Source organism: Bacillus sp. FDAARGOS_1420 (assembly GCF_019344915.1).
GTDB classification, from domain to species: domain Bacteria; phylum Bacillota; class Bacilli; order Bacillales; family Bacillaceae_G; genus Bacillus_A; species Bacillus_A mycoides.
Genome location: NZ_JAHWJB010000001.1, coordinates 1,170,595 through 1,192,933, shown reverse-complemented (window position 1 = coordinate 1,192,933; position 22,339 = coordinate 1,170,595). Strand labels below are relative to the sequence as shown.

Genomic DNA, 22,339 nt, shown 5'->3' with positions numbered 1-22,339 from the left:
TCTCTCCTATGCGAACAGATAATAAGATTATTCTAACTTTCCCTTTGGTAATATACTTTGAACACCTACAAAAAACCAAATATAAAATCCTATTACATTATGACTAAAAACTGGATCAACAAAACTAACTAAAATCAGATAGCAATATACATAAATTGAATAAGAGATGTGGAAATCCAAATTTTTCTTTTTGCTCTTAAAATACATAATGAACATTTGCACAATAAAAGCCATAAAAGCAAGAAATCCCAAAATACCCATTTCAATTAGAACCTTAATAAAAGTATTATGGGCATCTATATAGATACCTATTGCTTGATTTGCAACAGTAGTAAAATTTTGGAGTCCAAATCCAAATATAATACTATTCTCAAATAAGAGAGCTACTACCCTTGACCAAAGATAAATCCTCCAACCAAATGAATCCGAATAATTATTATTCATTGCATCTTGTACATAAGTAGCATTAGTAAATATGTCTAATACTCCATTAAATCTTTCCTCGATTAGATTCGAACCTTCTCCTCCAAAATTAACCATTAAAACAAGTCCCATAAGTATAAAGGGTAAAGAAATTAGCAGTTTACTCATTTTTCTAGAGAAAAGAATTCCAATCAATATTAATGCGTACATAATTAAGGCTGTCCTCGAATAAGTTGCGAACAATTCTAAGGCTATTATTATAAATAAAATAAGTTTACTTTTATAATAAACAATCTTTTCGCTAGAAAGGATCTGAGTAAACAACACAATACCTACCAATGAAATATAGTATGCAAAGTGATTAGAATGTGTAAAACCACCAGTAATCCTAATTACAGTTCTTCCATCTAAATAAGTTTCAATTGGTGAACTATTAGTTAAAAATTGTATGGCCCCTATTAATATGGGGATTATAGAAGCAGCTATAAATAGCTCTGTTACCTTCTTTTTATCCGATTCACTATTTATTACAAAGGGAATTACTAGAACCAATAAAAAATAAAATATTAATTTAATTTCTTCTTTCAAACTAACTACTTTCTCTGTAGCAACTATAGTAGAGATCATACCTAATGAGATATAAACTAGAATTGTCAAAAATAAACTTCTATATATTTTAACTTCAAAATTCTTCTTAAATAAATATAAAAATGCTACCATTATAAAGAAACTAGATACTAGCGAATTCGCCATTAATTGAAAACTACCTATATTAAATCCTACCCCATATTGATTTAAAACCTCAATACAAGGCATAAAAAGTACTAATAAATAAATTAATTTCCGCATATTAAAAAACAAATAAATTGCGACTACTCCTAAAATAGGTAATATCATTAGCACTAATTTATTTGTCATAATTGCGACTGTAATGCTAAACATAATAATTAACAAATACGAAATTACACCCAAATCTCTTGCTGCCACAGTCCGTTATTCCTCCTTAAAAAATCATTTTTACATACTAACTTTTTCATTACTACCCTTCAATGCTCGTTGATAATAAAAATGATTTATAGCTATCGCTACGCAAAATGTAAGGGTGCTACCAAATGCAATTCCTATGACTCCATAAACATTAAGCAATACTATGTTAAATACAACGTTTAATATACACGTAATAAAGTTTGCATAGAATGTATAATTTACTTTCCCTATACTATATAGGATATTATTCTTAGGAGAGTACATGCTCCAAAAAACCAGCCCTAATAATAATATTTTAAAATATGGAATTGACCCTACATAAGCCTCTCCAAATGCCAAAGGAATTATAATTGGGATTAGGTAATAAGATACTGCACCAACTATCACCATTAATAGAAACATCCTTAACTGATATTTTAAGGCAATATTTTTAACCTCTTGTAAATTATTTGATTTTTTAGATATATATGGAATCATAATCTGATTTAGGGTTATAGGGATCATCATAAGGGTATTAACAATGAGCTGAGCATTTCCATAGTATGCTATTTGCTGACGATCTTGAGTAATATAATTAGCTATTATAACTCCTGAAGAAAGGATGACCTGCCATAGCAATCCTGTTCCAAACGTATACCCACTAAATCTTAGTATCTGATAAAAATATTTTTTTTCCAATTTCAAAAACAATAGTTGCTTAAGGTCATCTTTAAGAAGATAAAACAATAAGCTTGATGTAATACTCGTCGCTATTACTAGGCCTGAAATATATCCCATTAATCCAAAAGTAAATGCACACACCGTACTAACTATTAAAACAAATATTTTTGTAAAACTTTGTAGATTAGACATAGTCTTTATTTTCTGCTGGGATTGTAGATAGGCCATCCCTAGACTATTTAGCACTAAAAACGGGAGTTGCAAAATATAAATGAGCATTTGCTCATTTATTATTTCATCATTCGATAAGACGCTACATACTGCGGCTATAAAGGTGATTCCCATAACCCCAAAAGAAACTATTACACTCAGAAAAATTGACATTTTTAAAATTCTATATTTTTCTTTTTGAGTTATATCTTCAGAGCATAATTTTAAAATAGTGGTGTTCATTCCTACCGTGGCTAACATTAATAATATACTTAAGAAAGACTGTAATACCCTAATTCTTCCTATATCTTCTACTGATAGAACCCTAGTCAAGAAAATTTGTCCACCAAATCCAGCAATCTGAAGTAATATATTTGCAGATAATAAATGGAAAAAGCCTACTTTAGCGCCCTTTTTTAAGATTGTTATAAGGCTACTTTTGATATTTATACCTTTTTCAATAATTTTTTCTTTCATAATTTTACCAACCTAAACTGTATAAAATTAAAAAGGTTCCTTTTAACAAGATATGCCAAAAAGAACCTTTTTTACTATTATTTTATAAATCCTTTTGTATCTATAACAACCTTTTCTTTCAATTGATCAAAGTCAATTGAGCCAAAAATTTCATGATCTACTAACACTAAAATAATATCTGATTTCACTACAGCATCCTCAACTGAAAGAAGTGTAACTCCCTTATCTTTTAAGGAGTTCGGCAATTCATTTACGTGTGGTTCCACCGCAATCACTTCACCAATATTTAAGCTCGCTAATTTCTTCACAATTTCTAGCGCTGGACTCTCACGTAAGTCATCTATATTTGCCTTAAACGCTAATCCTAAACAAGCAATTACTGGATTTTTAAAACGATCTGCCTTCTCTTTTACCTTCTCAACAACATACATCGGTTTATAGTCATTAACATTTCTTGCAGTGTGAATTAATTTTGCTTCTTCTGGAGCAGCATCTACAATAAACCAAGGATCCACAGCGATACAATGACCACCAACACCTGGCCCTGGTTGTAAAATATTCACACGCGGATGGCGGTTTGCAAGACGGATTAATTCCCAAACATTAATATTTAACTTATCACATATTAACGATAGTTCGTTTGCAAAAGCAATATTTACATCACGGAATGAATTCTCTGTTAACTTTGCCATCTCTGCTGTTCTTGCATTTGTATCCAAAATTTTTCCTTTTACGAATTGTTTATAAAATTCTACCGTACGTTTTGTAGATTCCTTGTCTAACCCACCAATAATACGATCATTTTCTACTAATTCCTTTAAAATTTGCCCTGGTAATACACGTTCTGGACAATGCGACACATAAATTCTACCCTTTTCACTATGCATTTCCTCAGAAGTTGTTAAATCTGATCGTTCTTCTAAAATCCATTCTGCAACTTTTTCAGTTGTACCAATTGGACTTGTAGATTCAAGAATAATAATATCCCCATTTTTTATAACAGGAGCAATTGTTTTCGCAGCAGCCTCTACATATGCTAAATCTGGTTTATGTCCATCTTTAAATGGCGTTGGCACTGCCAAAATAAAAATGTCTGCTTCTTCAGGCTGTAATGATGCCTTTAATTTCCCACTTTGCACCGCTGCTTTTACTAAAATATCTAAATCCGGTTCATAAATATGTACTTTTCCACTATTAATCATTTCAACCGCATTTTCATTTACATCAACACCATGTACTTGAAACCCTTTTGTCGCTAGTAAACTAGCAGTAGGTAAACCAATATAACCAAGTCCCATTACACAAATCTTTTTATCCATCTCTTTCAACCTCTTTCCGTAAATTAACTACTAAGATGCTCCATTAGATTTAATCATAATTTGAATTGTTTTAAATATAATTTTCAAATCATATATTATGCTTCGTTTATTTATATATTCTAAGTCTAATTCAACCATTTCTTTGAATCCAACACTATTTCTTTCGGTCACTTGCCAAAGTCCTGCACAGCCCGGTGTAACAAGTAGTCGTTGTTTATCGTATTGCGTATATTCCTTTACTTCTCGCAGAAGTGGTGGACGCGGTCCCACTAAACTCATTTCACCTTTTAACACATTCAATAACTGTGGTAACTCATCAATACTTGTTTTACGGATGAATTTACCGATTTTTGTAACACGAGGATCATTTTTCATTTTAAACATTGCACCCGATACTTCATTATGTTGTAATAAATCCTTCAACTTCTCTTCTGCATCAGTGACCATGGAACGGAATTTATACATACCAAATGCTTGTTCATTTTTCCCCACTCGGGTTTGCTTGAATAAGATTGGACCTTTTGGATCTTCTAACTTAATGAGTAGTGCAACGATAAGAAAAACAGGTGAAAGGAAAATAAGACCACATAATGCCCCTACTACATCCATTAAGCGTTTCATAAATAAATACAACCATTTTTGATTTACCTCTTCAGCAGCAAGTAATTCTTGTTTCTTTACAGTCTCCTCTGATACTTTCATTAAGGCCACTGCTATCCCACCTCACTTTTTATACATGTACATTTTCCTTTTGTACAAGTTCATTCATATAACTCATCAACTCTTCTTTCAGTTCTTCATTTTGAAGCGCCATTTCAATCGTCGTCTTAATAAACCCAAACTTTTCCCCAACATCATAACGAGTTCCTTCAAAGTCATATGCAAACACTCTCTGAATTTCATTTAAACGCTGAATCGCATCTGTTAATTGAATTTCTCCACCTGCACCTGTTTGTTGATTCTCAAGAAACATAAAAATTTCTGGTGTTAATACGTAACGTCCCATAATTGCTAGATTAGATGGTGCTGTACCTTCTGCTGGCTTCTCTACAAATTGACGCACTTGATAATTGCGGCCATTTTGCTCAATTGGATCGATAATACCATAGCGATGTGTCTCATTCTCTGGCACCATTTGTACACCAATAACTGACGACTGCGTACCTTCATATTGGTCCATTAGTTGGCGCAAACATGGTGTGTCTGCTTGGACAATATCATCACCAAGTAATACCGCAAACGGTTCATTCCCAATAAATTTACGCGCACACCATACCGCATGCCCAAGCCCCTTTGGTTCTTTTTGCCTTATGTAATGAATATTAATCTTTGAAGAAGCTTGTACTTTTTCAAGCATTTCATATTTCCCTTTTTCTAAAAGGTTTTGTTCTAATTCGAAGGAATGATCGAAGTGATCTTCAATTGCTCGCTTTCCTTTTCCAGTAACAATAATAATGTCTTCAATTCCTGATTCTATCGCTTCTTCTACTATGTATTGAATTGTCGGTTTATCGACGATAGGTAACATTTCTTTCGGCATTGCTTTCGTTGCTGGTAAAAACCTTGTCCCAAGACCAGCAGCTGGAATAATCGCTTTTCTTACTTTTTTCAAATCTAGCCCCCTACATCTGTTTATTTATATGTAACAATAATAAAAACCCTACCTATAGAGTCATTTTTATAACTCCATAGGTAGAGTTTCTAATAGAAATAAAAGTATGGGCATCTAACCCATCCTCACATCATACTCCCGACGACAAGCGTCTAAGGTAGGTTGAAATGTAATTTCTACCCACAGCACGACCGAGTGCCCCCGTTGATAACGGTTAGGAGACATCACCAATTCCTTATTTAGAAAATACCAAACAATTTTTTACGACGAATTTGTTCTGGATCTTCTTTATAAATTGCTTTTCCGCTAATTAATAAATACGGATTTTCTTTTAAATCATTCATAACATTCATTCCAAATTCTTTTTCGATTAATTCGTAACTTTCCGCTAGATGAAATCCTCTTAATGTTGTGTTATGTGCATCTGAGGCGATCATATGTGTTAAATTATGTTCAACAAGTTGTAGTGAGAATTTTTTTATCTTTTTGCCGAATTTCCCTAGCAAACTTCCTGCCGTCACTTGTGTTAATGCACCTTTACTTACAAGGCTGTATAACTTATCTGGCCGCTCGATTAACTCGGCATTGCGTTCTGGATGAACGATAATTGGAATCATTCCTTTAACACGTAGTTCATATAATAGTTGTTCTGCATAACGAGGTACATGATTAGATGGGAATTCAATTAATATGTATTTATTCGTTTCGTTTAAAGTAACGATTTTACCAGCCTCATAGTCTTCAAGTAAGTCACCATATAATCTGACCTCTTGCCCCGGTAAAATTTTGAGTGGAATTTCATTTTGTTGTAGTTCATCATTTAATTGTTTCACTTGATGAATAATAGACGTACGTTCGTTTACATATTTTCCATTTTGATGATGTGGTGTGGCAACGATTGTATGAATCCCTTCTTGGACAGCCTTTTGTGCCATCGCTAAACTATCTGTTACTGTTTGCGCACCATCATCGATGCCATGTAAAATGTGACAATGTAAATCAATCATGCTTCTCATCCGCCCCCTCGTATAGAAATCTTTTTTCCTTTGAATATGAGGTATATCTCATATTCAAAGGAAAAAAGGAGATATGTTCTTGCCATATCTCACTTTTTAATTAGTTCGCACCGTAGTAATAATATAAGCCTTGCTCACGTTCACGGTCATTCAGAACAACACCTAACAATTTACCTTTTGCAGATTCTAATAATCCTTTTGCTTTTACCGCTGTTTCCTTTTCTGTCGATTCACTACGAACGACAAGAATAGATGCATCACATACATTTGCCATAATTTGCGCGTCTGTTACAGCTAATATTGGTGGTAAATCAAAAATAACTAAATCGTACATACTATATGCTTGAGCAAGAAGCTCTTGCATCGATTTCGAACCTAATAATTCCGCTGGATTTGGTGGGATTGGGCCGCACGCTAAAAAGTGTAAATTATCTACATTTGTCGTTTGTATACACTTCTCTAAACGTTGACTATGCGTTAATACATTCGTTAATCCGACAATATTGTCTACTTGGAACATTTGATGCATCGCTGGTTTACGCATATCTGCATCAATTAATAATACTTTCTTTCCTTGTTGAGCAAAAACAACTGCCATATTCGCTGTTGTCGTCGTTTTCCCTTCACTCGGGTTAGCAGACGTTACCATTAGCGAATGTAAGTTTGTATCAACAGACGCAAACTCAATATTCGTTCGAATATTACGATATTGTTCTGAAATTGGTGATTTCGGTTGTTGATGAGCAATCAGTTGACGACGTTGACGATGATTTTTTTTCTTTTTAAATAAACTATTAAGAACCAATTGTCTGTCCCCTCACTTTTCTTGATGATGGAGCATGCGATTTCACGTTCATTGTTTCTTCATCCATACGAGCAACAATACCTAACACTGGTAAGCCAAGTAAGTTTTCTACATCTTCTTCTTTTTTCACTGTGTTATCTAAGTATTCTAGTAAGAATGCAAGACCAACTGCAGCCATTAAACCAACAACAAAAGCTATTGCTACATTAAGCATAGGAACTGGCTTAATCGGAGATTGATTTTCCGCAACTTCTGCTTTTGATAATACCGTTACGTTATCAACATTCATAATTTTAGCAACTTCATCTTTAAATACATCTGCAGTTGCATTTGCAATATCACGAGCTAGCTTCGGGTCTTTATCCTCAGCTGTTACAGAAATGACTTGTGAATCTTTTTCATTCGCAACATTAATCTTTCCTGTTAAAGCTTGCGCTGCCATATTTAAATTTAATTTTTCATTCACTTGCTCTAAGATTACTGGACTTTTAATAATAACCTTATATGTATTCGTTAATTGAATATTTGTTTGTACCTCATTGTACTGAATTGCTGCTCCTTCTTGCTTCTTCTGATTCACAAGAATTTGCGTTGAAGATTGATAGATTGGTGTCATAAAGAAGAAGCTAATGATAGCACTTACTATAGCTGCACCAAAGGCGATTACGAGGATCATTGCTAAACGTTTTTTTAAGATATGAAATAACTCTTTTAGACTAATTGTTTCTTCCATAAGTTCCTCCAACTTTCTAAAATTTACACATAGGAAAAATTATAACATATAAATCTTACATTTTTCATTTTTAATAATTCAGTTCTATATTCGTTCACAAGAAACAAGTTTAATCTTACAAAATAATCTTAAATATGACAACACATTCCAATCATTTTCCAAATTTTTTATTTTATCATGTTTTTCATGCTGTGTAACTTGATAAAGAATTTTCAGAAAACAATAAAAAGCCAACAAAAATTTTGTTGGCTTTTTATATTTTAGTAATAACCATACTGCTCTTTTTCTTCCTTTTTATCGTTTAAAACGACACCGAGTATTTTGCCAGATGCTTTATCTAATATTTGTTTCGCTTTTACGATCTCATCTTTTTCTGTTTTTTCACTACGTACAACAAGTACGATTCCATCACATTTGTTCGCAAGTATTTGTGCATCGGTTACCGCAAGGACAGGTGGGGTATCGATTAAAATAATATCGAACATGTTATATGCTTCGAGCAACGCCTCGTCCATAGCCCGGCTCCCTAATAGTTCAGCTGGGTTTGGCGGTATAGGGCCTGATGCCATTACATATACGTTCTCTATATCTGTTTTTTGGATGCATTGCATTAGTTTCGCTTGTCCTGATAATAAGTTCGTTAATCCATTTGAATTATGAATCGCAAATAAGTTTTGAATTGTCGGCTTACGTAAGTCCGCCCCAATTAACAATACTTTTTTCCCTTGTTGACCGAAAACAACTGCTAGATTAGAAATAGTCGTTGTTTTCCCGTCTCCTGGATCTGCTGAAGTGACAATAATAGAACGAATATGGTTATCTACAGATGTAAATTCAATGTTCGTACGAATGTTACGGTATTGTTCTGTAATACGTGATTTAGGCTCTTTATGTGTAATTAATTGTTTTAATGGCTTTCTTTTCTTTCTCCCGAACATGTTATGATCTCCTCTTTTTCAAAATACGACATTTTCCCCTTTTTCTCTTTTATGCTCGATATGCTACGCCTATTTTTCATTTACTTCTACCGTTAAATTTCCCCATTACTTTCCTCTACAGTTCATCATAACGAATCATAATAACCTTTGTCCTATCTTATAACCTCCATAATGTGACAACGGCATCTCTATCTTTATCGCGCTATCATTCATCTTGATTCCAAGATATTTATAGCGTCATTATATACAAACTCCCATTCATTTACAATTAAAATTCTGATTACTCTGCATTTTAATATTTCAAACAAAAAATATAGTAATTAAAAAAATCCTTCTGTAATATACAGAAGGATTTTTTTAATTACTCTCTATTCTTTTTTATCACCAATTGCAAATGTAATTTCAGCTTCACACGCAACTTCACCATCCACTGTTGCGATTGCTTTTCCTTTTCCGATTGGGCCACGTATGCGCGTCATTTCTACTTCTAAACGAAGTTGATCACCTGGGCGCACTTGTTTTTTGAAGCGGCAGTTGTCGATGCCTGCGAAGAAAGCAAGTCTCCCGCGGTTTTCTTCTTTCTTTAATACAGCAACTGCACCAACTTGCGCTAATGCTTCTACAATAAGTACACCAGGCATAACTGCATAATCTGGGAAGTGCCCATTAAAGAACTCCTCGTTTGCAGATACATTTTTAATTCCAACCGCTCTTTTTCCCTCATCCACTTCTAATATTTTATCAACAAGTAAAAATGGATAGCGGTGTGGAATGATTTCTTTAATTTGTTCTATATTTAGCATGTAACAATCGCCCCTTTTGCAATATTGGTCTTACCACTTGGACATATTGTTATTATCCCATTTTGTTTATTATTTGTCATTATAAAGTGAAACTTTAATCAGTGGGGGGCCATCCCCCACTGATTATTAGCCCACACCAATCGGGCTTTTACGGGCAGCCCGACTCCCAACTAACTCCCTTGCATTTGCCGAATTTTGAGGTGGGAATCTTACTGCCCGGCAAATAGCGGGGTAAAGTACTACTTTACTTCCTATTATAAAAAAATGCATACACTCTATTCCATTAAAATAGTTGCACTTCCCAGCAACTGACACGGAGGTAGAAAAGAGTGTATGCCCAAATTAGGGAAAGGCAATATGTATTTAAACATTCTTTGCCTTAATGTCGTATTCCGAATCATTATATTACATACGTTTTCAAATAAGAAAACATTAAATTTAACTATATATATGAATATATCGCCCTATTCCTTTGTTTTTCTCTATTTTTCTTCCGTTTTCGTAAAAAACTAGAATTAAAAAAATAAAAAAAAAGAACTAAGGTTTTCCCTTAGCTCTTTTTCACTTTATTTCAAAGCACGTCTTGGTAGTTTATCAATATTCTCTAACATAATACCTGTACCAATAGCAACACATTGCATTGGGTTTTCAGCGATTAATACTGGTACCTTTAATTCTTCTGCTAGAAGCATGTCGATACCGTGTAATAAAGCTCCACCGCCTGTTAGAATAACACCGCGGTCGATAATGTCCGCAGATAGTTCTGGTGGTGTGCGCTCTAGTACGCCTTTTGCAGCTTGTACAATGATAGCTGCGTCTTCTTTTAGTGCTTCTGTAATCTCTTCAGAGCATACTGTAATTGTACGTGGTAAACCTGTTACCATGTCACGTCCGCGAATTTCAAGCTCTTCACTACGTGCACCTGGGAATACTGTACCAACTTTAATTTTAATATTTTCTGAAGTACGTTCTCCAATTAATAGCTTATACTTACGTTTAACGTAGTTTAAGATTTCCATATCAAACTTATCGCCAGCCATTTTGATAGAGGAAGAGGTAACAATATCACCCATAGAAAGTACGGCAATATCTGTTGTACCTCCACCAATATCAACAACCATGTTTCCGCTTGGCTGGAAGATTTCCATACCAGCACCAACTGCGGCTACTTTTGGTTCTTCTTCTAAAAATACTGTTTTACCACCTGAACGTTCAGCAGCCTCACGAATTGCTTTTTGTTCTACAGATGTGATATTTGTTGGACAGCAAATTAAAATGCGAGGTTTTGAAAAGAAGCTCTTCACGTCCAATTTGTTAATGAAATACTTTAACATTGCTTCTGTAATTTCGAAATCTGCGATTACACCATCTTTAAGTGGACGAATTGCTACAATATTACCAGGTGTACGTCCCACCATACTTCTTGCTTCTTCACCTACTGCTAATACTTTTCCACTATTACGATCAATTGCCACAACAGATGGCTCATTTAATACAATACCCTTACCTTTAACATGAATTAATACGTTAGCCGTACCTAGGTCAATTCCGATATCTCGCGCAAACATTCCCGTCATTTCCTCCTCGATATTCAAAATCAGGTTACACCCGAATTCTTTTACACCTAATTTCTGATTTTATCATAAATTTAACAGAAACGTAATATTCGCAAAAAGAATTCTTCTGAAAAATATTACCGAATTCACAAGGAATGTTTGCTATTTTAGATTTATTGGCGCACAGGGTTTTCTGTATCTTCTTTTCGATACTTTTGCTTTGTTGCTTCTCCACCTCTTAAATGACGAATAGACTTATGATAATCAAGAATTTCTTTCACTTCATTTGCCAGCTCTGGATTAATTTCTGGCAAACGTTCTGTTAAATCTTTATGGACTGTACTCTTTGATACCCCAAACTCCTTTGCGATTACACGCACTGTCTTTCTTGTCTCCACGATATACTTGCCAATCTTGATAGTTCTCTCTTTGATGTAATCGTGCACACCACTCGCCTCCCTAAATTGGATGTGAGAAGTGTGAAATGAGACTCGCTGCATACGACTATGAAGTAAATGTGAGTGCTGTTTGTAAGCGTTAAACATTCTTGGATTTATAATGAAATGATTCACGATTTCTCACCTCAAACACTCTCTTTGCATTGGTTTATACCATTGTATTGCCCGCACTACTGATATATGCTACATGTTCACTATTTTTGCGGACTAAGTTAAGAAAAATTACGTTTTTTTGTGAGAAATACGTTAACGATGACAATTATGGCGAAAAAAAGTGACACCTCTTTATAAAAGGTGTCACTCTTCTCTTTCATATTCTTCTTCTAATAACTGATGGTGGGGAACTTCTTTCTTACCGGCAATATAATAATATAAAGCGAATAAAACAAACAATAAAATGATAGCAATCGACAGAACAGATAAAAATGACACAGTATCCCCTCCCTTTTGTAATATATATTCGAGAATCTCGTCATTTTTCCTTGTTATTGCAACTTTTTTCTCGAAATTGATTATTTTTATATGAAAATAAAAAAATCAGCTCTCCTAATGAGAACTGATTTTTTCACTTTATTATTCTTGTGAAGAAGAACCGTTAGATGATTCTGTAGAACCATTCGTTGATTTTTCTTCTTTTTGAGATTTGTCATCTTGTTTGCCGTTCGTCTCTTTATCACTAGTCGAACCGCTTGTTGATTTCTCTTCTTTTTGAGATTTCTCATCTTGTTTGCCGTTCGTCTCTTTATCACTAGTCGAGCCGCTTGTTGATTTCTCTTCTTTTTGAGACTTATCTTCTGGTTTCGTGCTTGTCGACTTTTCTTCTTTTTGAGATTTGTCATCAGCTTTTTTACCAGAAGCATTTGTCGCCTTTGCAGCACCTGCATCAGCTTTAATTTCTGCTACTGATTTATTTAAATAACGCTCAGGGTTCACAGCCACATTGTCTTTACGTACTTCAAAGTGAACGTAAGAACCTGCATCTTTATTCATTGCATTTAGACCTGATTTTCCTAACACTTCACCTTGCGCGACTCTTGCACCTTTTTCTACTTTCACACTGCCTAAGCTTTGATAAGATGCTGCTACACCATTTCCACTATCTACTGTTACAACATAACCAAGAAGTGAATCTTTTTCAGCTTTCGTTACTGTACCACTTAAAGCAGCTGTAACATCGAATTCTTTTCCGTTTTTCGCAGCAATGTCAATTCCTTTATTCGGGGAATATGTGTTGTTATAAAAGACAAGTGCTTTTTCTTGTTCCGCCTCTGATGCTGCATCTTCATAGAATTTCTTCTGTACTACTACTTCTGCATTTGCTGCAGTTGGCATTTTCACTACTTCTGAAGATTTTGTTACTGGTACTGCCGGATCTTCCGTTTGTGTATACGGTGTTGCTTGATCTTGGTTCGGAGCTTTCTTTGGATTAGCTCCCTGGAACCATAGCGCAACCATTAAGATTACCGCTGCACAAGCAATGTATAGTGCCGGAAACACCCATCTTTTTTGAAATAAATGTACTACTTTTTGCGACTTTTTACTATTTCTTCCTCGCATTCCATCATCACCTCAGCAATCATTTTGAACAATATTCACTCATCCTATACAACCTATAACTAATTACTTTTCGACAAATTCTGTAAAAATATGTATAGGAATTGCAAAATTTCCGAGGAAATGATAGAAAAAGGAAAAAACTGAGCGTTTGAGCTCAGTTTTTAGTCCATTTGTTTCTTTCTATAAATGAAGAGCGTAATAACAAGTACTGCAACTAACCAAATAGTTATATTCAATAAATTACTAGTAATTGCACTAAAACCTTCACCTTTTATAACACTACTAACTGCAAGACCGATATGACGAGTTGGCAAATAATCGACTATCTTTGTAACGACTTCATTCTTCACAAACATTCCAATTAAATCACCGAAAAGGAATGTCATTAATATTGGTAATCCAATTGTTGATGTTTGCGGCACATTTTGAGCTAATAATCCAATACAAGTACCAATGAGGTTAAATATTAGCATTCCAAGAACAAAGATGAGTAATAATAATGCAAAATTACCTTCTAATTTACCTAAAATAAGTAGATTAATAAAACAGATTGCAACTGTAATCATACCTGTTAATGAACTTTTACCAATTAATACTTCAATAGATGATGCTGGTGATAGCATAAGAACACGAAGCGTATTTTTTTCCTTCTCTTCAGCGATAAGCATCGCCTGTACAAAGCCTCCAACCATAACTAACGCCATCGCAGTTAACGTACTTGCTCCAACTTCTCTCATATTATCTGAGCGACTAAATAATACCGAAAAGACAAGTGGCATTACCAGCATAATTAAAGTTTGTGAATTCGTTTTAAAATCCTGTACCTCTTTCCGAAAAATAGCTGAAAATCGTCTCATTGAAAATGTCATTATAGTCCCCTCCCAGTAACTTCAATAAAGATATCGCCTAACGTTGGCTCGTGTGAATGAATAGATAGTAATTCGCCTTTTTTCATCCATTCTGAAATGCGTTTTGCTCCTAATTCATCTTTTTGTACCGTTTCTTTTTGTTTATCTTTTAACACAACTTGTATTTGATCTTTCGCGTATTTTAATCGCAAGTTTTCTGGTGTATCAAGTGCTACAATTTCTCCCCCGCACAGAAAGGCAATGCGGTTACAAAGCGTTTCTGCTTCGTCCATGTTGTGCGTTGTTAAGAAAATCGTTGTTCCTTCTTTATTTAGGTCTTTTAAGATTTTATGAATGTTTTGTACGTTTACTGGATCAAGTGCAGATGTTGGTTCATCTAAGAAGAGGATATCTGGTTTGTGAAGGATCGCTCTCGCTAGCGTGACACGCTGCTTCATTCCTTTTGATAATTTTTTCACTTGTGTTTTTTTATCATCCAATAAGTTCACTTGTGCTAACACTTCATCAATTCGTTCTTTTTTGCAATCGTATAAGTCACAAAATAATAGTAAGTTATCATAAATGTTAAGTCTTTCGTATAAGCCGCTATTGTCTGTTAAAATGCCGATTCGTTTGTAATCGATGCTGCTTGGTCCTGTAATGTCTTTCCCCAACACTCTTACCGTTCCAATACTATGAAGCAATTGAGATGTTAATATTTTTACGGTTGTCGTTTTCCCAGATCCACTCGGTCCGAGGAATCCAAAGATTTCTCCTTGCTTTACCTCAATATTTACATTTCGAAGGGCCGTTTTTCCATCGAAACTTTTCATTACATCTTTCATTTCAATTGCCAATGTCATTTCGTCATCCCCTTTGTTTTTCTTTTATAGATGAAATTTGCTTTCGCAAGTTTCGATTTGATTGTTTCGCTTTTCTTGACTCAATCATATGAAAAACAAAGGGTTTACGCAGTAAAATACCAGTAAAAGGAGTATTTTTACTGTTGAATGAATCGTATTTTGAGCTTATCGGAGCATTTTTTATATCCCAATTACACCTTTTAACTCATCCATTCTTCCTTTTGAAAGTGGGATTGAACTTTTTCTTTCGTTATCCAAAATTAAGCTAAAACTATTCCGAGTCCACGTAATAACTTCTCGTACTCTTTGTAAATTAACGAGGTACGAGCGATGACATCTAAAAAATCCGAATCCTGTTAATCTTGTTTCTAATTCACTTAATGTTAATGCACATACGAAATCTCCTTCGCGCACATGAATATGCGTCACTCCGTTTTGCGTTTCAATGAAATGGATCTCCATCGGATCCAGTAAAATGATTTTATCATTCACTTTCGCTGGAATTCTTTCTAACTTCATTTGCGGAATCATTTGAACGACTTTTTCTTCATCGACTTCTTCAGCTTCTTCTTGCTCTATTTCTACCTTTTTCACACCATCTTGATTTAATATGTATACATCTTCCGTCAGCGAAAGGGCATCCGATAAGAAGGAGGACGTAATAAAGATTGCCTTTCCTTGTTCTTTCATTTTCATAATTGCTTTTCGAATAATGATCGTACTCTCTGTATCTACATTTTGCTCTGGCTCTTCTAAAATAACTAAATCCGGATTATGAATCATAACTCGCCCAAGATGAAGACGGCGTTTCTCTGAAAATGACAATTTTTCTATTTTAACGTTCAACTTATCTAGGAGACCGACATATTGTACTACTTCTTCCATACTCATGTTAGATTCATAAAGCCCTAATATAAACTTGAAGTACTCCTTCACCTTCAAACGATCGTATGCTTCATCTTTCAAAAAACAAAAGCTGATGCGGGAATAATTCTTCTTTCCAATCGCTGTGCCTTCAAATAGTACATTGCCAGTTGAAGCTTCTTCTTCACCGATAATGATGCGGTGCAACACTTTAGCTGTATGATTATTGCATTGCAAAACAACACATTGCCCTTTTTCAACCTTCAGTTCAACTGCCGGTAACTGGTTCGTCTTCCGATACGATAAACTTAACTAAATCTATACAATTCAATCAAATTTACACAAGTTAGTGATTCATCGTGTTCTCGCAACCCCGAAGGGACGAGGGGTATAACACTCCACACGAGGCAGTATCGTTACCTCCTATTATCAAGCATTTATTTTACCCATCTTGATAAATTTATCGACGCATTTACATCCCTATCGTGATGGCTATTGCATTCAACACAACGCCACTCACGTATTTTTAAACTCCACTGTCCTTCTGGTTGAACTGAATGGTCGTATTTTCCCCCGCAACATGAGCAAATCTTGCTTGAGGCGAACCATTTATCAGCTTTTACATACGCAATGCCGTACTTCTCGCACTTGTATGACAAACATTGAAAGAAGAAGTGTAATTTTTGAAATGAAAATGCTTTCGATAGTTTTTTGTTTTTTAACAGGTTTGAGATAGATAAGTCTTCCACAACAATCCTCATTGGCTTGGTTTTCACCAATTTAGCTGTTGCTTGATGGATATGGTTATTTCGGATATTCGTAATTTTCCTAGATAACCGAAGGTGCTCCGTTTTAGCTTTTTCATATCCTGCGGATTGAATTTTCACACCTTTTTTAAATCTCCTAGACATATCTCTTTGCGCTGACTTTTTCCTTTTCAAAAGCTTTTTAACCTTGGCATCTTTGTTTATATTTCGTTCTTTCATACCATTAGAAGCTACAAACAGCTCTTTTAAACCAACATCCACACCAATCGACTCATTGGTTAGTTCTTGTGATTCAAAGTCTTCTTGGAACCCTACACTAATCCACCAGTGACGACCATCAAATGTAACTCTTGGATTGGATGGCTTTTTGTTTCTTGGTAGTTGTTGGCTTGTTTTCACTTCTCCAATAGACTGAATATGAACTACTTTCTTTCCTATAATCAGTCTTTCATAATTGGCATAAAATCCTTGAATTAAATCTTTTTTGGATTTATAAGAAGTGTGATAACCATTTTTGTACTTTTTGAACGAATGTTTCCTCGCCGTATCAAAATCTTTTGAAGCCTGTTTGGGAACTTGTGCGTTGATGTCATGTAACCACTCATATCGCTTTCGCTTTTTGATCTTTGTAAATCGTTTCTGTAAAGCTAACTGTGAAACAGATTTTCCAAATAGCTTATAGTATCTATCACTCATTCTTTTACAATAGTTATAAGCGAATCTTGCAGCACCAGCATGGTTTCTAAGCACTTGTTCTTGTTCAGGCGTTGGAATCAGTCTGACTTTCTTCGCCAATATCATCAGAATTTAACTCCTTTACTGTGCGATTATTCGGGCACTCACCTTTTAGATAACAAAAGATTGATCCTTCTGAATAGTAGCGTGTTCCACCAGCATTCTCCTGAGACTACCAGGATACAAACCTGTTAATTCCGATACTTGACTAACTCGTGAAAATTTCATTATTATTCTCACCTCATTGAACCAAACATAGCACGTACGTTCGATAAATTCAATAAAGTTTGATAGATTCAATAAAATTTATCTTGTTCAACTAAGGGCGCAATTCCTTAGCCAGTTCTCTTATGAACTTCTCATGTTTTCACATGAGCGCAGACTATATGTTTATCTACTTAGAGATAGAGGATTTTTCCACCACCATAGGCTTGTGATGTACTCTCGTCAGTTATACGAGATAGTCGTTGAACGTTCATCTTATCAATTTTGACTTAGATGATTCGAGGCGGAAGACCCATTGTTCTAGTGTTTAGGATTTAACCTTGCACCATCTGATTGATTTTTTCTGCTTTCGCGACATTCACGCTCGCTATTTCTAGCCACGTTGTAGTTCAATCAGCTTTAGGGATTGCCCGCAGTTAACCCTCACTACTAGCCAATCACTTGACTAACAGGGCTTACTGATATATTTAATTAACTTTGGTTATAATTGGTTAAATAAATTGTAACAGTTGGTTACCCTAATTGTTTCAACTCCAATAACGCCATTCTGTCTCCCCCAAATGTTTTTCTCTAATTATACCAAACAATTAATGGAAAATTATGATATTTTATGAAGTGCCACAACAAATAAGGACCTGTCCCAAAATCGATGAGAGTAGCCCTTTTTTCATGTCGCATGATGGCAAATAAAATTTTATCGGCGATTTTTCAAATATATCGACCACAACTCGAGTTTTATCAGCGATTCGACAAGGAATATCGACTTAATTACAAAATACGACAAGAATAACATACCTACTAAAAAAGAAGACTGTCCCAACACACCTTTTGGGACGGTCTCCTTGCGTTCTATTTTTTCACCATCAATTTCCCTTCATACTCGTTCATCGTCTTTATTTCAATACCTTTATAGTAATGAGCGACGATATCTGTATATTTCTTACCTTCCGCTGCCATACCATTCGCGCCGTACTGGCTCATACCGACGCCGTGACCGAACCCTTTCGTCGTAACGGTGATGTTATCCCCTTCTTGTTTCCACGTAAAGTCTGAGGAGCGTAAATCTAACTTTTCACGAACTTGTTTTCCTGTTAATGTTTTCCCTTGGAACTCTACATCCTTTACTCGCTTTCCTTCCGTAAGGTCTTTAATATTACCAACCTTTCCGTCCGCTAGTACTTTCACACCGAGGCGTTTTTGAAAATCAGCTACTGTGAATTTTTGCTCACTCGTAAATTTTGGAGAGGCTTGATCCCACGGACTATCTACGCTTTTCAAGTACGGATAATCATTTCCCCAATAATCAGCTGCATTTTCTGTTCGTCCGTTACTCGTTGAGAAGAAGGATGCTGAAATTGGTTTTCCATCATACGTTAAAACTTGTCCTGCGGTTTTCGAAACGGCTTCCTCAATTTTCTTTAAATTATTTTCATAGTTATTACCCCATTGTTTCTTCAATTCCTCTTTGCTTTTGTACACTTGATCTTTCACCGTATCTGTCACGTCCGCATTGTTTTTCTTACCTCCGCTTAGCATACGCTGCACTACAAATGTTCTTGCTGCTAATGCCTGCGCCTTTAGCGCCTCTATTCCAAAGCTGGCATTCATCTCAGAAGCTACTACACCGGCCACATACTCCTCCATAGGCAATGTCTCTACCTTCTTCTGCTGATCACGATATACAGCAACTTGAACCGCTGTATCCACTTTCCCTGGAGCTGGTATACTTTCTATCGCTGGAGGAGTTTTAGAAGCTGCTTCTTCCCCTACTTTTGCTTTCGCAAACGGAATAACAAGAGCAGCAGGTACAATGATAACGAGCGCTATTAAGAGCGCTACTGTAATGAAAAGTGGCTTTGAAAATTTCATCCTATTCCCCCAATATAAAGTTGGATTCCTTTCATTCTTATGGAAATACGGGATCTTTTAGAACATACTTGGGGGTATCGTTATAAAGTGAAACTATAATCAGTGGGGTTTTACTGACCGCAAATAGTGGAATAAAACAAAAATTTTCTAAATATTTTTACTGAGACGTGCATAAGTATAGAATTTATTGACTATAACAGTAATAACCCAAAAAAAATAGCCCCTATGTCAAAAGACATAGAGACTACTTCAATTAAGCGTGAAGATCAGAAACTTCTTGTTCTTTCACTTCTTCTACTTTTTCGTTTACACGTTCAATAGTTGCACCTAATGCAGCTAATTTCTTATGGAAGTCTACATAACCGCGGTCAAGATGTTTTAACTCTGTTACACGAGTATAACCTTCTGATACTAAACCAGCTAAGATTAATGCTGCTGCAGCACGTAAATCAGTTGCGCCAACTTCAGCTCCTTGCAAGCTACTTGGACCGTTCATAATTACAGAACGACCTTCGATTTTAATATCAGCATTCATACGACGGAATTCTTCAACGTGCATAAAGCGGTTTTCGAATACCGTTTCTGTAATCATACTTGTTCCATCAGCATGTAGTAATAATGCCATCATTTGTGATTGCATGTCTGTTGGGAAACCTGGATGAGGCATAGTTTTAATATCAACCGCTTTTAACTTATCTGGGCCGATAACACGTACACCTTCATTTTCCTCAATAATTTTAACACCCATTTCTTCCATTTTCGCTGTAATTGAGCGTAAATGTTCAGGCACAGCATTTTCAATTAAGATGTCTCCACCTGTAATTGCCGCTGCAACCATGAATGTTCCTGCTTCAATACGGTCAGGAATAATAGGGTGGTTTGCACCATATAATTTTTCAACGCCTTCAATACGAATCGTTCCAGTTCCAGCTCCGCGTACTTTCGCTCCCATTGCATTTAAGAAGTTAGCTAAGTCAACGATTTCTGGCTCTTTCGCTGCGTTTTCAAGGACTGTTGTCCCTTTTGCTAATGTAGCTGCAGACATAATGTTTTCTGTCGCGCCTACGCTTGGGAAGTCTAAATAAATTTTAGCTCCTTTTAGTTCGCCCTCTACGTGTGCCTCAACAAATCCGTTACCAACTTTTACTTTCGCTCCCATTGCTTCGAAGCCTTTTAAATGTTGGTCAATTGGACGTGAACCAATTGCACATCCACCAGGAAGTGCAATACGAGCACGACCGTTACGTGCTAATAATGGTCCCATTACTTGAACAGATGCACGCATCTTACGTACATACTCAAATGGTGCTTCAATGTTTAATTCTTTAGAAGAATCGATTGTTACTTGGTTATTTTCAAATACGACTTCAGCATTTAAATGACGTAATACCTCGTTAATTGTGTATACATCAGATAATACTGGTACTTCAGATAGTACATTCTTTCCGTCACTCGCTAATAGGGCTGCAGCGATTATAGGTAATACAGCATTTTTTGCGCCCTCAACACGCACTGTGCCGCTTAACCGCTTTCCGCCACGGACGATGATCTTTTCCAAATTATTCCCCTCCGTGTCCTTTTTTCAGTATCTATTCACTCAATACTCAGAAGTTATGATCGGTGTGCCAACCACAATTGTATCTTTGTTGTTTGTAGAACGTATTGCTATTTGCACATTTATTTTCTCTCTATTTGTTGAAAGAGCGTCATTCCACTTTTTATTATATGCGGAGACTGATACAAATGCTCTTTCTTCTATCTGTTCGATCGCTCTTGCTGAAAGATCTTTCAAAACCTGATTGGTTTTATTTTGCAAAACACCTTCAATCTTATCATTCAGTACACCTTGAACACAAGTGTAAATTATAGGTTTTTCACTAAAAATTTTATCCATGTTCTGAACGTACTTCGGGTCCCATTTCGCCCCGCTCACTTCAAAAATAATAAAAGTGTTTTCTTTAGTATTTTCCTTACTCCAAGTTACTACTATTCGTTCTTCATGTGAAGAAGATTTTTTATAGGATGTAGCCTTATATCCATCTGGAGATTGTTCTAATTCCCAACTTTCGATGTTTGCCTCTTCCTTCACATCGTTTAACAATTTTTGAAACGTATGTATATTAGAAATTGTTTTCGTTTCTCGCGCTAACCATGACCACCGCTCTACTTTTGCATCGTTCTTCTCTAAAGCTGCAATCATGCTCTCCATTTTCTGTTCATCGCTTATAGGTTTCATCTCTTTATATCCAACCAAAAATAAAACAACACTTACGATAACGATAAGAATGGCTTTAAACTTCAATTTCATCCCCTCCTATCCCCATTGTTAACGGAGATATGAGGTTCTATACACTTACTTTACTAAATACGTTAAACTCTTTGAATAGCCTAAATAATCAAGGAAAAAGTTACTTACAGATGTCCCAATTGCAATTGTAATTAGGATAAGTAATACTCTCGTCTGCATCACTTTCCCAGACTTCATTAAGCGCTCAATGTGAATACCTTGTAAGGCCCACCACGTAATGATAATAAACAATAAATGCGAAACAATGGCAATCAGTGCTTGTTGCCCTAAAAGATGTGCCAAAAAATCGACCCCTTTTTTGCTTGG

At 35.5% G+C, this 22,339-nt stretch carries 22 protein-coding genes; all 22 read right to left on the bottom strand.

The genetic code is table 11. The annotated features are described in order from the left end of the window. Positions 1 to 27: 27 nt before the first annotated feature. A complete protein-coding gene (locus I6L50_RS06195; protein WP_219300869.1) occupies positions 28 to 1,410 on the bottom strand; it encodes an O-antigen ligase family protein in 1,383 nt (460 codons plus the stop codon). A 30-nt stretch (positions 1,411 to 1,440) separates the two neighbouring features. After that, positions 1,441 to 2,757, bottom strand: a complete 1,317-nt coding sequence (locus I6L50_RS06190; protein ID WP_219300867.1) for an oligosaccharide flippase family protein — start codon at positions 2,755 to 2,757, stop codon at positions 1,441 to 1,443. 77 nt (positions 2,758 to 2,834) lie between these two features. Beyond that, the gene (gene wecC, locus I6L50_RS06185; RefSeq protein ID WP_219300865.1) at positions 2,835 to 4,076 is read right to left on the bottom strand and encodes a UDP-N-acetyl-D-mannosamine dehydrogenase; all 1,242 of its coding nucleotides are present in this window, start codon (positions 4,074 to 4,076) and stop codon (positions 2,835 to 2,837) included. 30 nt (positions 4,077 to 4,106) lie between these two features. Continuing rightward, positions 4,107 to 4,787 carry a sugar transferase gene (locus I6L50_RS06180; protein WP_219300863.1) on the bottom strand — a complete coding sequence of 227 codons (681 nt, stop codon included), beginning with the start codon at positions 4,785 to 4,787 and terminating at the stop codon, positions 4,107 to 4,109. A 19-nt stretch (positions 4,788 to 4,806) separates the two neighbouring features. After that, positions 4,807 to 5,688: a UTP--glucose-1-phosphate uridylyltransferase BpsC gene (bpsC, locus tag I6L50_RS06175; RefSeq protein ID WP_219300861.1), complete on the bottom strand. Its 882-nt coding sequence runs from the start codon at positions 5,686 to 5,688 to the stop codon at positions 4,807 to 4,809. A 239-nt stretch (positions 5,689 to 5,927) separates the two neighbouring features. After that, positions 5,928 to 6,695, bottom strand: a complete 768-nt coding sequence (locus I6L50_RS06170) for a tyrosine-protein phosphatase (RefSeq protein WP_219300859.1) — start codon at positions 6,693 to 6,695, stop codon at positions 5,928 to 5,930. Positions 6,696 to 6,804: 109 nt separating this feature from the next. Beyond that, positions 6,805 to 7,509, bottom strand: coding sequence for a CpsD/CapB family tyrosine-protein kinase (locus I6L50_RS06165; protein WP_113936208.1), 705 nt, complete (start codon positions 7,507 to 7,509; stop codon positions 6,805 to 6,807). Further along, positions 7,499 to 8,242, bottom strand: a complete 744-nt coding sequence (locus I6L50_RS06160; protein WP_219300858.1) for a YveK family protein — start codon at positions 8,240 to 8,242, stop codon at positions 7,499 to 7,501. Before I6L50_RS06160 ends, I6L50_RS06165 begins: the two co-directional genes overlap by 11 nt. Positions 8,243 to 8,502: 260 nt before the next feature. After that, a complete protein-coding gene (locus I6L50_RS06155; RefSeq protein ID WP_219300856.1) occupies positions 8,503 to 9,180 on the bottom strand; it encodes a CpsD/CapB family tyrosine-protein kinase in 678 nt (225 codons plus the stop codon). 368 nt (positions 9,181 to 9,548) lie between these two features. Further along, complete coding sequence (gene fabZ / locus I6L50_RS06150) at positions 9,549 to 9,983, bottom strand: 3-hydroxyacyl-ACP dehydratase FabZ (protein WP_113936205.1); 435 nt, start codon at positions 9,981 to 9,983, stop codon at positions 9,549 to 9,551. Positions 9,984 to 10,549: 566 nt separating this feature from the next. Continuing rightward, positions 10,550 to 11,551 (bottom strand): rod shape-determining protein, encoded by a 1,002-nt coding sequence (gene mreB, locus I6L50_RS06145; protein ID WP_002130035.1) that lies wholly within the window; start codon positions 11,549 to 11,551, stop codon positions 10,550 to 10,552. A gap of 161 nt (positions 11,552 to 11,712) precedes the next feature. Next, entirely contained in the window at positions 11,713 to 11,985 is a 273-nt protein-coding gene (spoIIID, locus tag I6L50_RS06140) for a sporulation transcriptional regulator SpoIIID (protein ID WP_002089714.1), read from the bottom strand. Positions 11,986 to 12,294: 309 nt separating this feature from the next. Beyond that, positions 12,295 to 12,429 (bottom strand): hypothetical protein, encoded by a 135-nt coding sequence (locus tag I6L50_RS06135; protein ID WP_002016211.1) that lies wholly within the window; start codon positions 12,427 to 12,429, stop codon positions 12,295 to 12,297. 141 nt (positions 12,430 to 12,570) lie between these two features. Beyond that, complete coding sequence (spoIIQ, locus tag I6L50_RS06130) at positions 12,571 to 13,554, bottom strand: stage II sporulation protein SpoIIQ (RefSeq protein WP_002167338.1); 984 nt, start codon at positions 13,552 to 13,554, stop codon at positions 12,571 to 12,573. 161 nt (positions 13,555 to 13,715) lie between these two features. Next, positions 13,716 to 14,423 (bottom strand): ABC transporter permease, encoded by a 708-nt coding sequence (locus I6L50_RS06125; RefSeq protein ID WP_002130038.1) that lies wholly within the window; start codon positions 14,421 to 14,423, stop codon positions 13,716 to 13,718. Further along, entirely contained in the window at positions 14,423 to 15,265 is an 843-nt protein-coding gene (locus tag I6L50_RS06120; protein ID WP_219300854.1) for an ABC transporter ATP-binding protein, read from the bottom strand. Before I6L50_RS06120 ends, I6L50_RS06125 begins: the two co-directional genes overlap by 1 nt. 180 nt (positions 15,266 to 15,445) lie before the next feature. Beyond that, positions 15,446 to 16,396 (bottom strand): LytTR family transcriptional regulator DNA-binding domain-containing protein, encoded by a 951-nt coding sequence (locus tag I6L50_RS06115; RefSeq protein WP_219301290.1) that lies wholly within the window; start codon positions 16,394 to 16,396, stop codon positions 15,446 to 15,448. 170 nt (positions 16,397 to 16,566) lie between these two features. Continuing rightward, positions 16,567 to 17,697 (bottom strand): RNA-guided endonuclease InsQ/TnpB family protein, encoded by a 1,131-nt coding sequence (locus tag I6L50_RS06110; protein ID WP_219300852.1) that lies wholly within the window; start codon positions 17,695 to 17,697, stop codon positions 16,567 to 16,569. A 1,008-nt stretch (positions 17,698 to 18,705) separates the two neighbouring features. Then, the gene (gene spoIID, locus I6L50_RS06105) at positions 18,706 to 19,725 is read right to left on the bottom strand and encodes a stage II sporulation protein D (RefSeq protein WP_219300850.1); all 1,020 of its coding nucleotides are present in this window, start codon (positions 19,723 to 19,725) and stop codon (positions 18,706 to 18,708) included. Positions 19,726 to 19,978: 253 nt separating this feature from the next. After that, positions 19,979 to 21,283 (bottom strand): UDP-N-acetylglucosamine 1-carboxyvinyltransferase, encoded by a 1,305-nt coding sequence (murA, locus tag I6L50_RS06100; protein ID WP_002068497.1) that lies wholly within the window; start codon positions 21,281 to 21,283, stop codon positions 19,979 to 19,981. A 39-nt stretch (positions 21,284 to 21,322) separates the two neighbouring features. Further along, positions 21,323 to 22,027 carry a YwmB family TATA-box binding protein gene (locus I6L50_RS06095; protein WP_002139032.1) on the bottom strand — a complete coding sequence of 235 codons (705 nt, stop codon included), beginning with the start codon at positions 22,025 to 22,027 and terminating at the stop codon, positions 21,323 to 21,325. Positions 22,028 to 22,078: 51 nt separating this feature from the next. Beyond that, complete coding sequence (locus tag I6L50_RS06090; RefSeq protein ID WP_219300848.1) at positions 22,079 to 22,315, bottom strand: DUF1146 family protein; 237 nt, start codon at positions 22,313 to 22,315, stop codon at positions 22,079 to 22,081. Between the last annotated feature and the right edge of the window lie 24 nt (positions 22,316 to 22,339).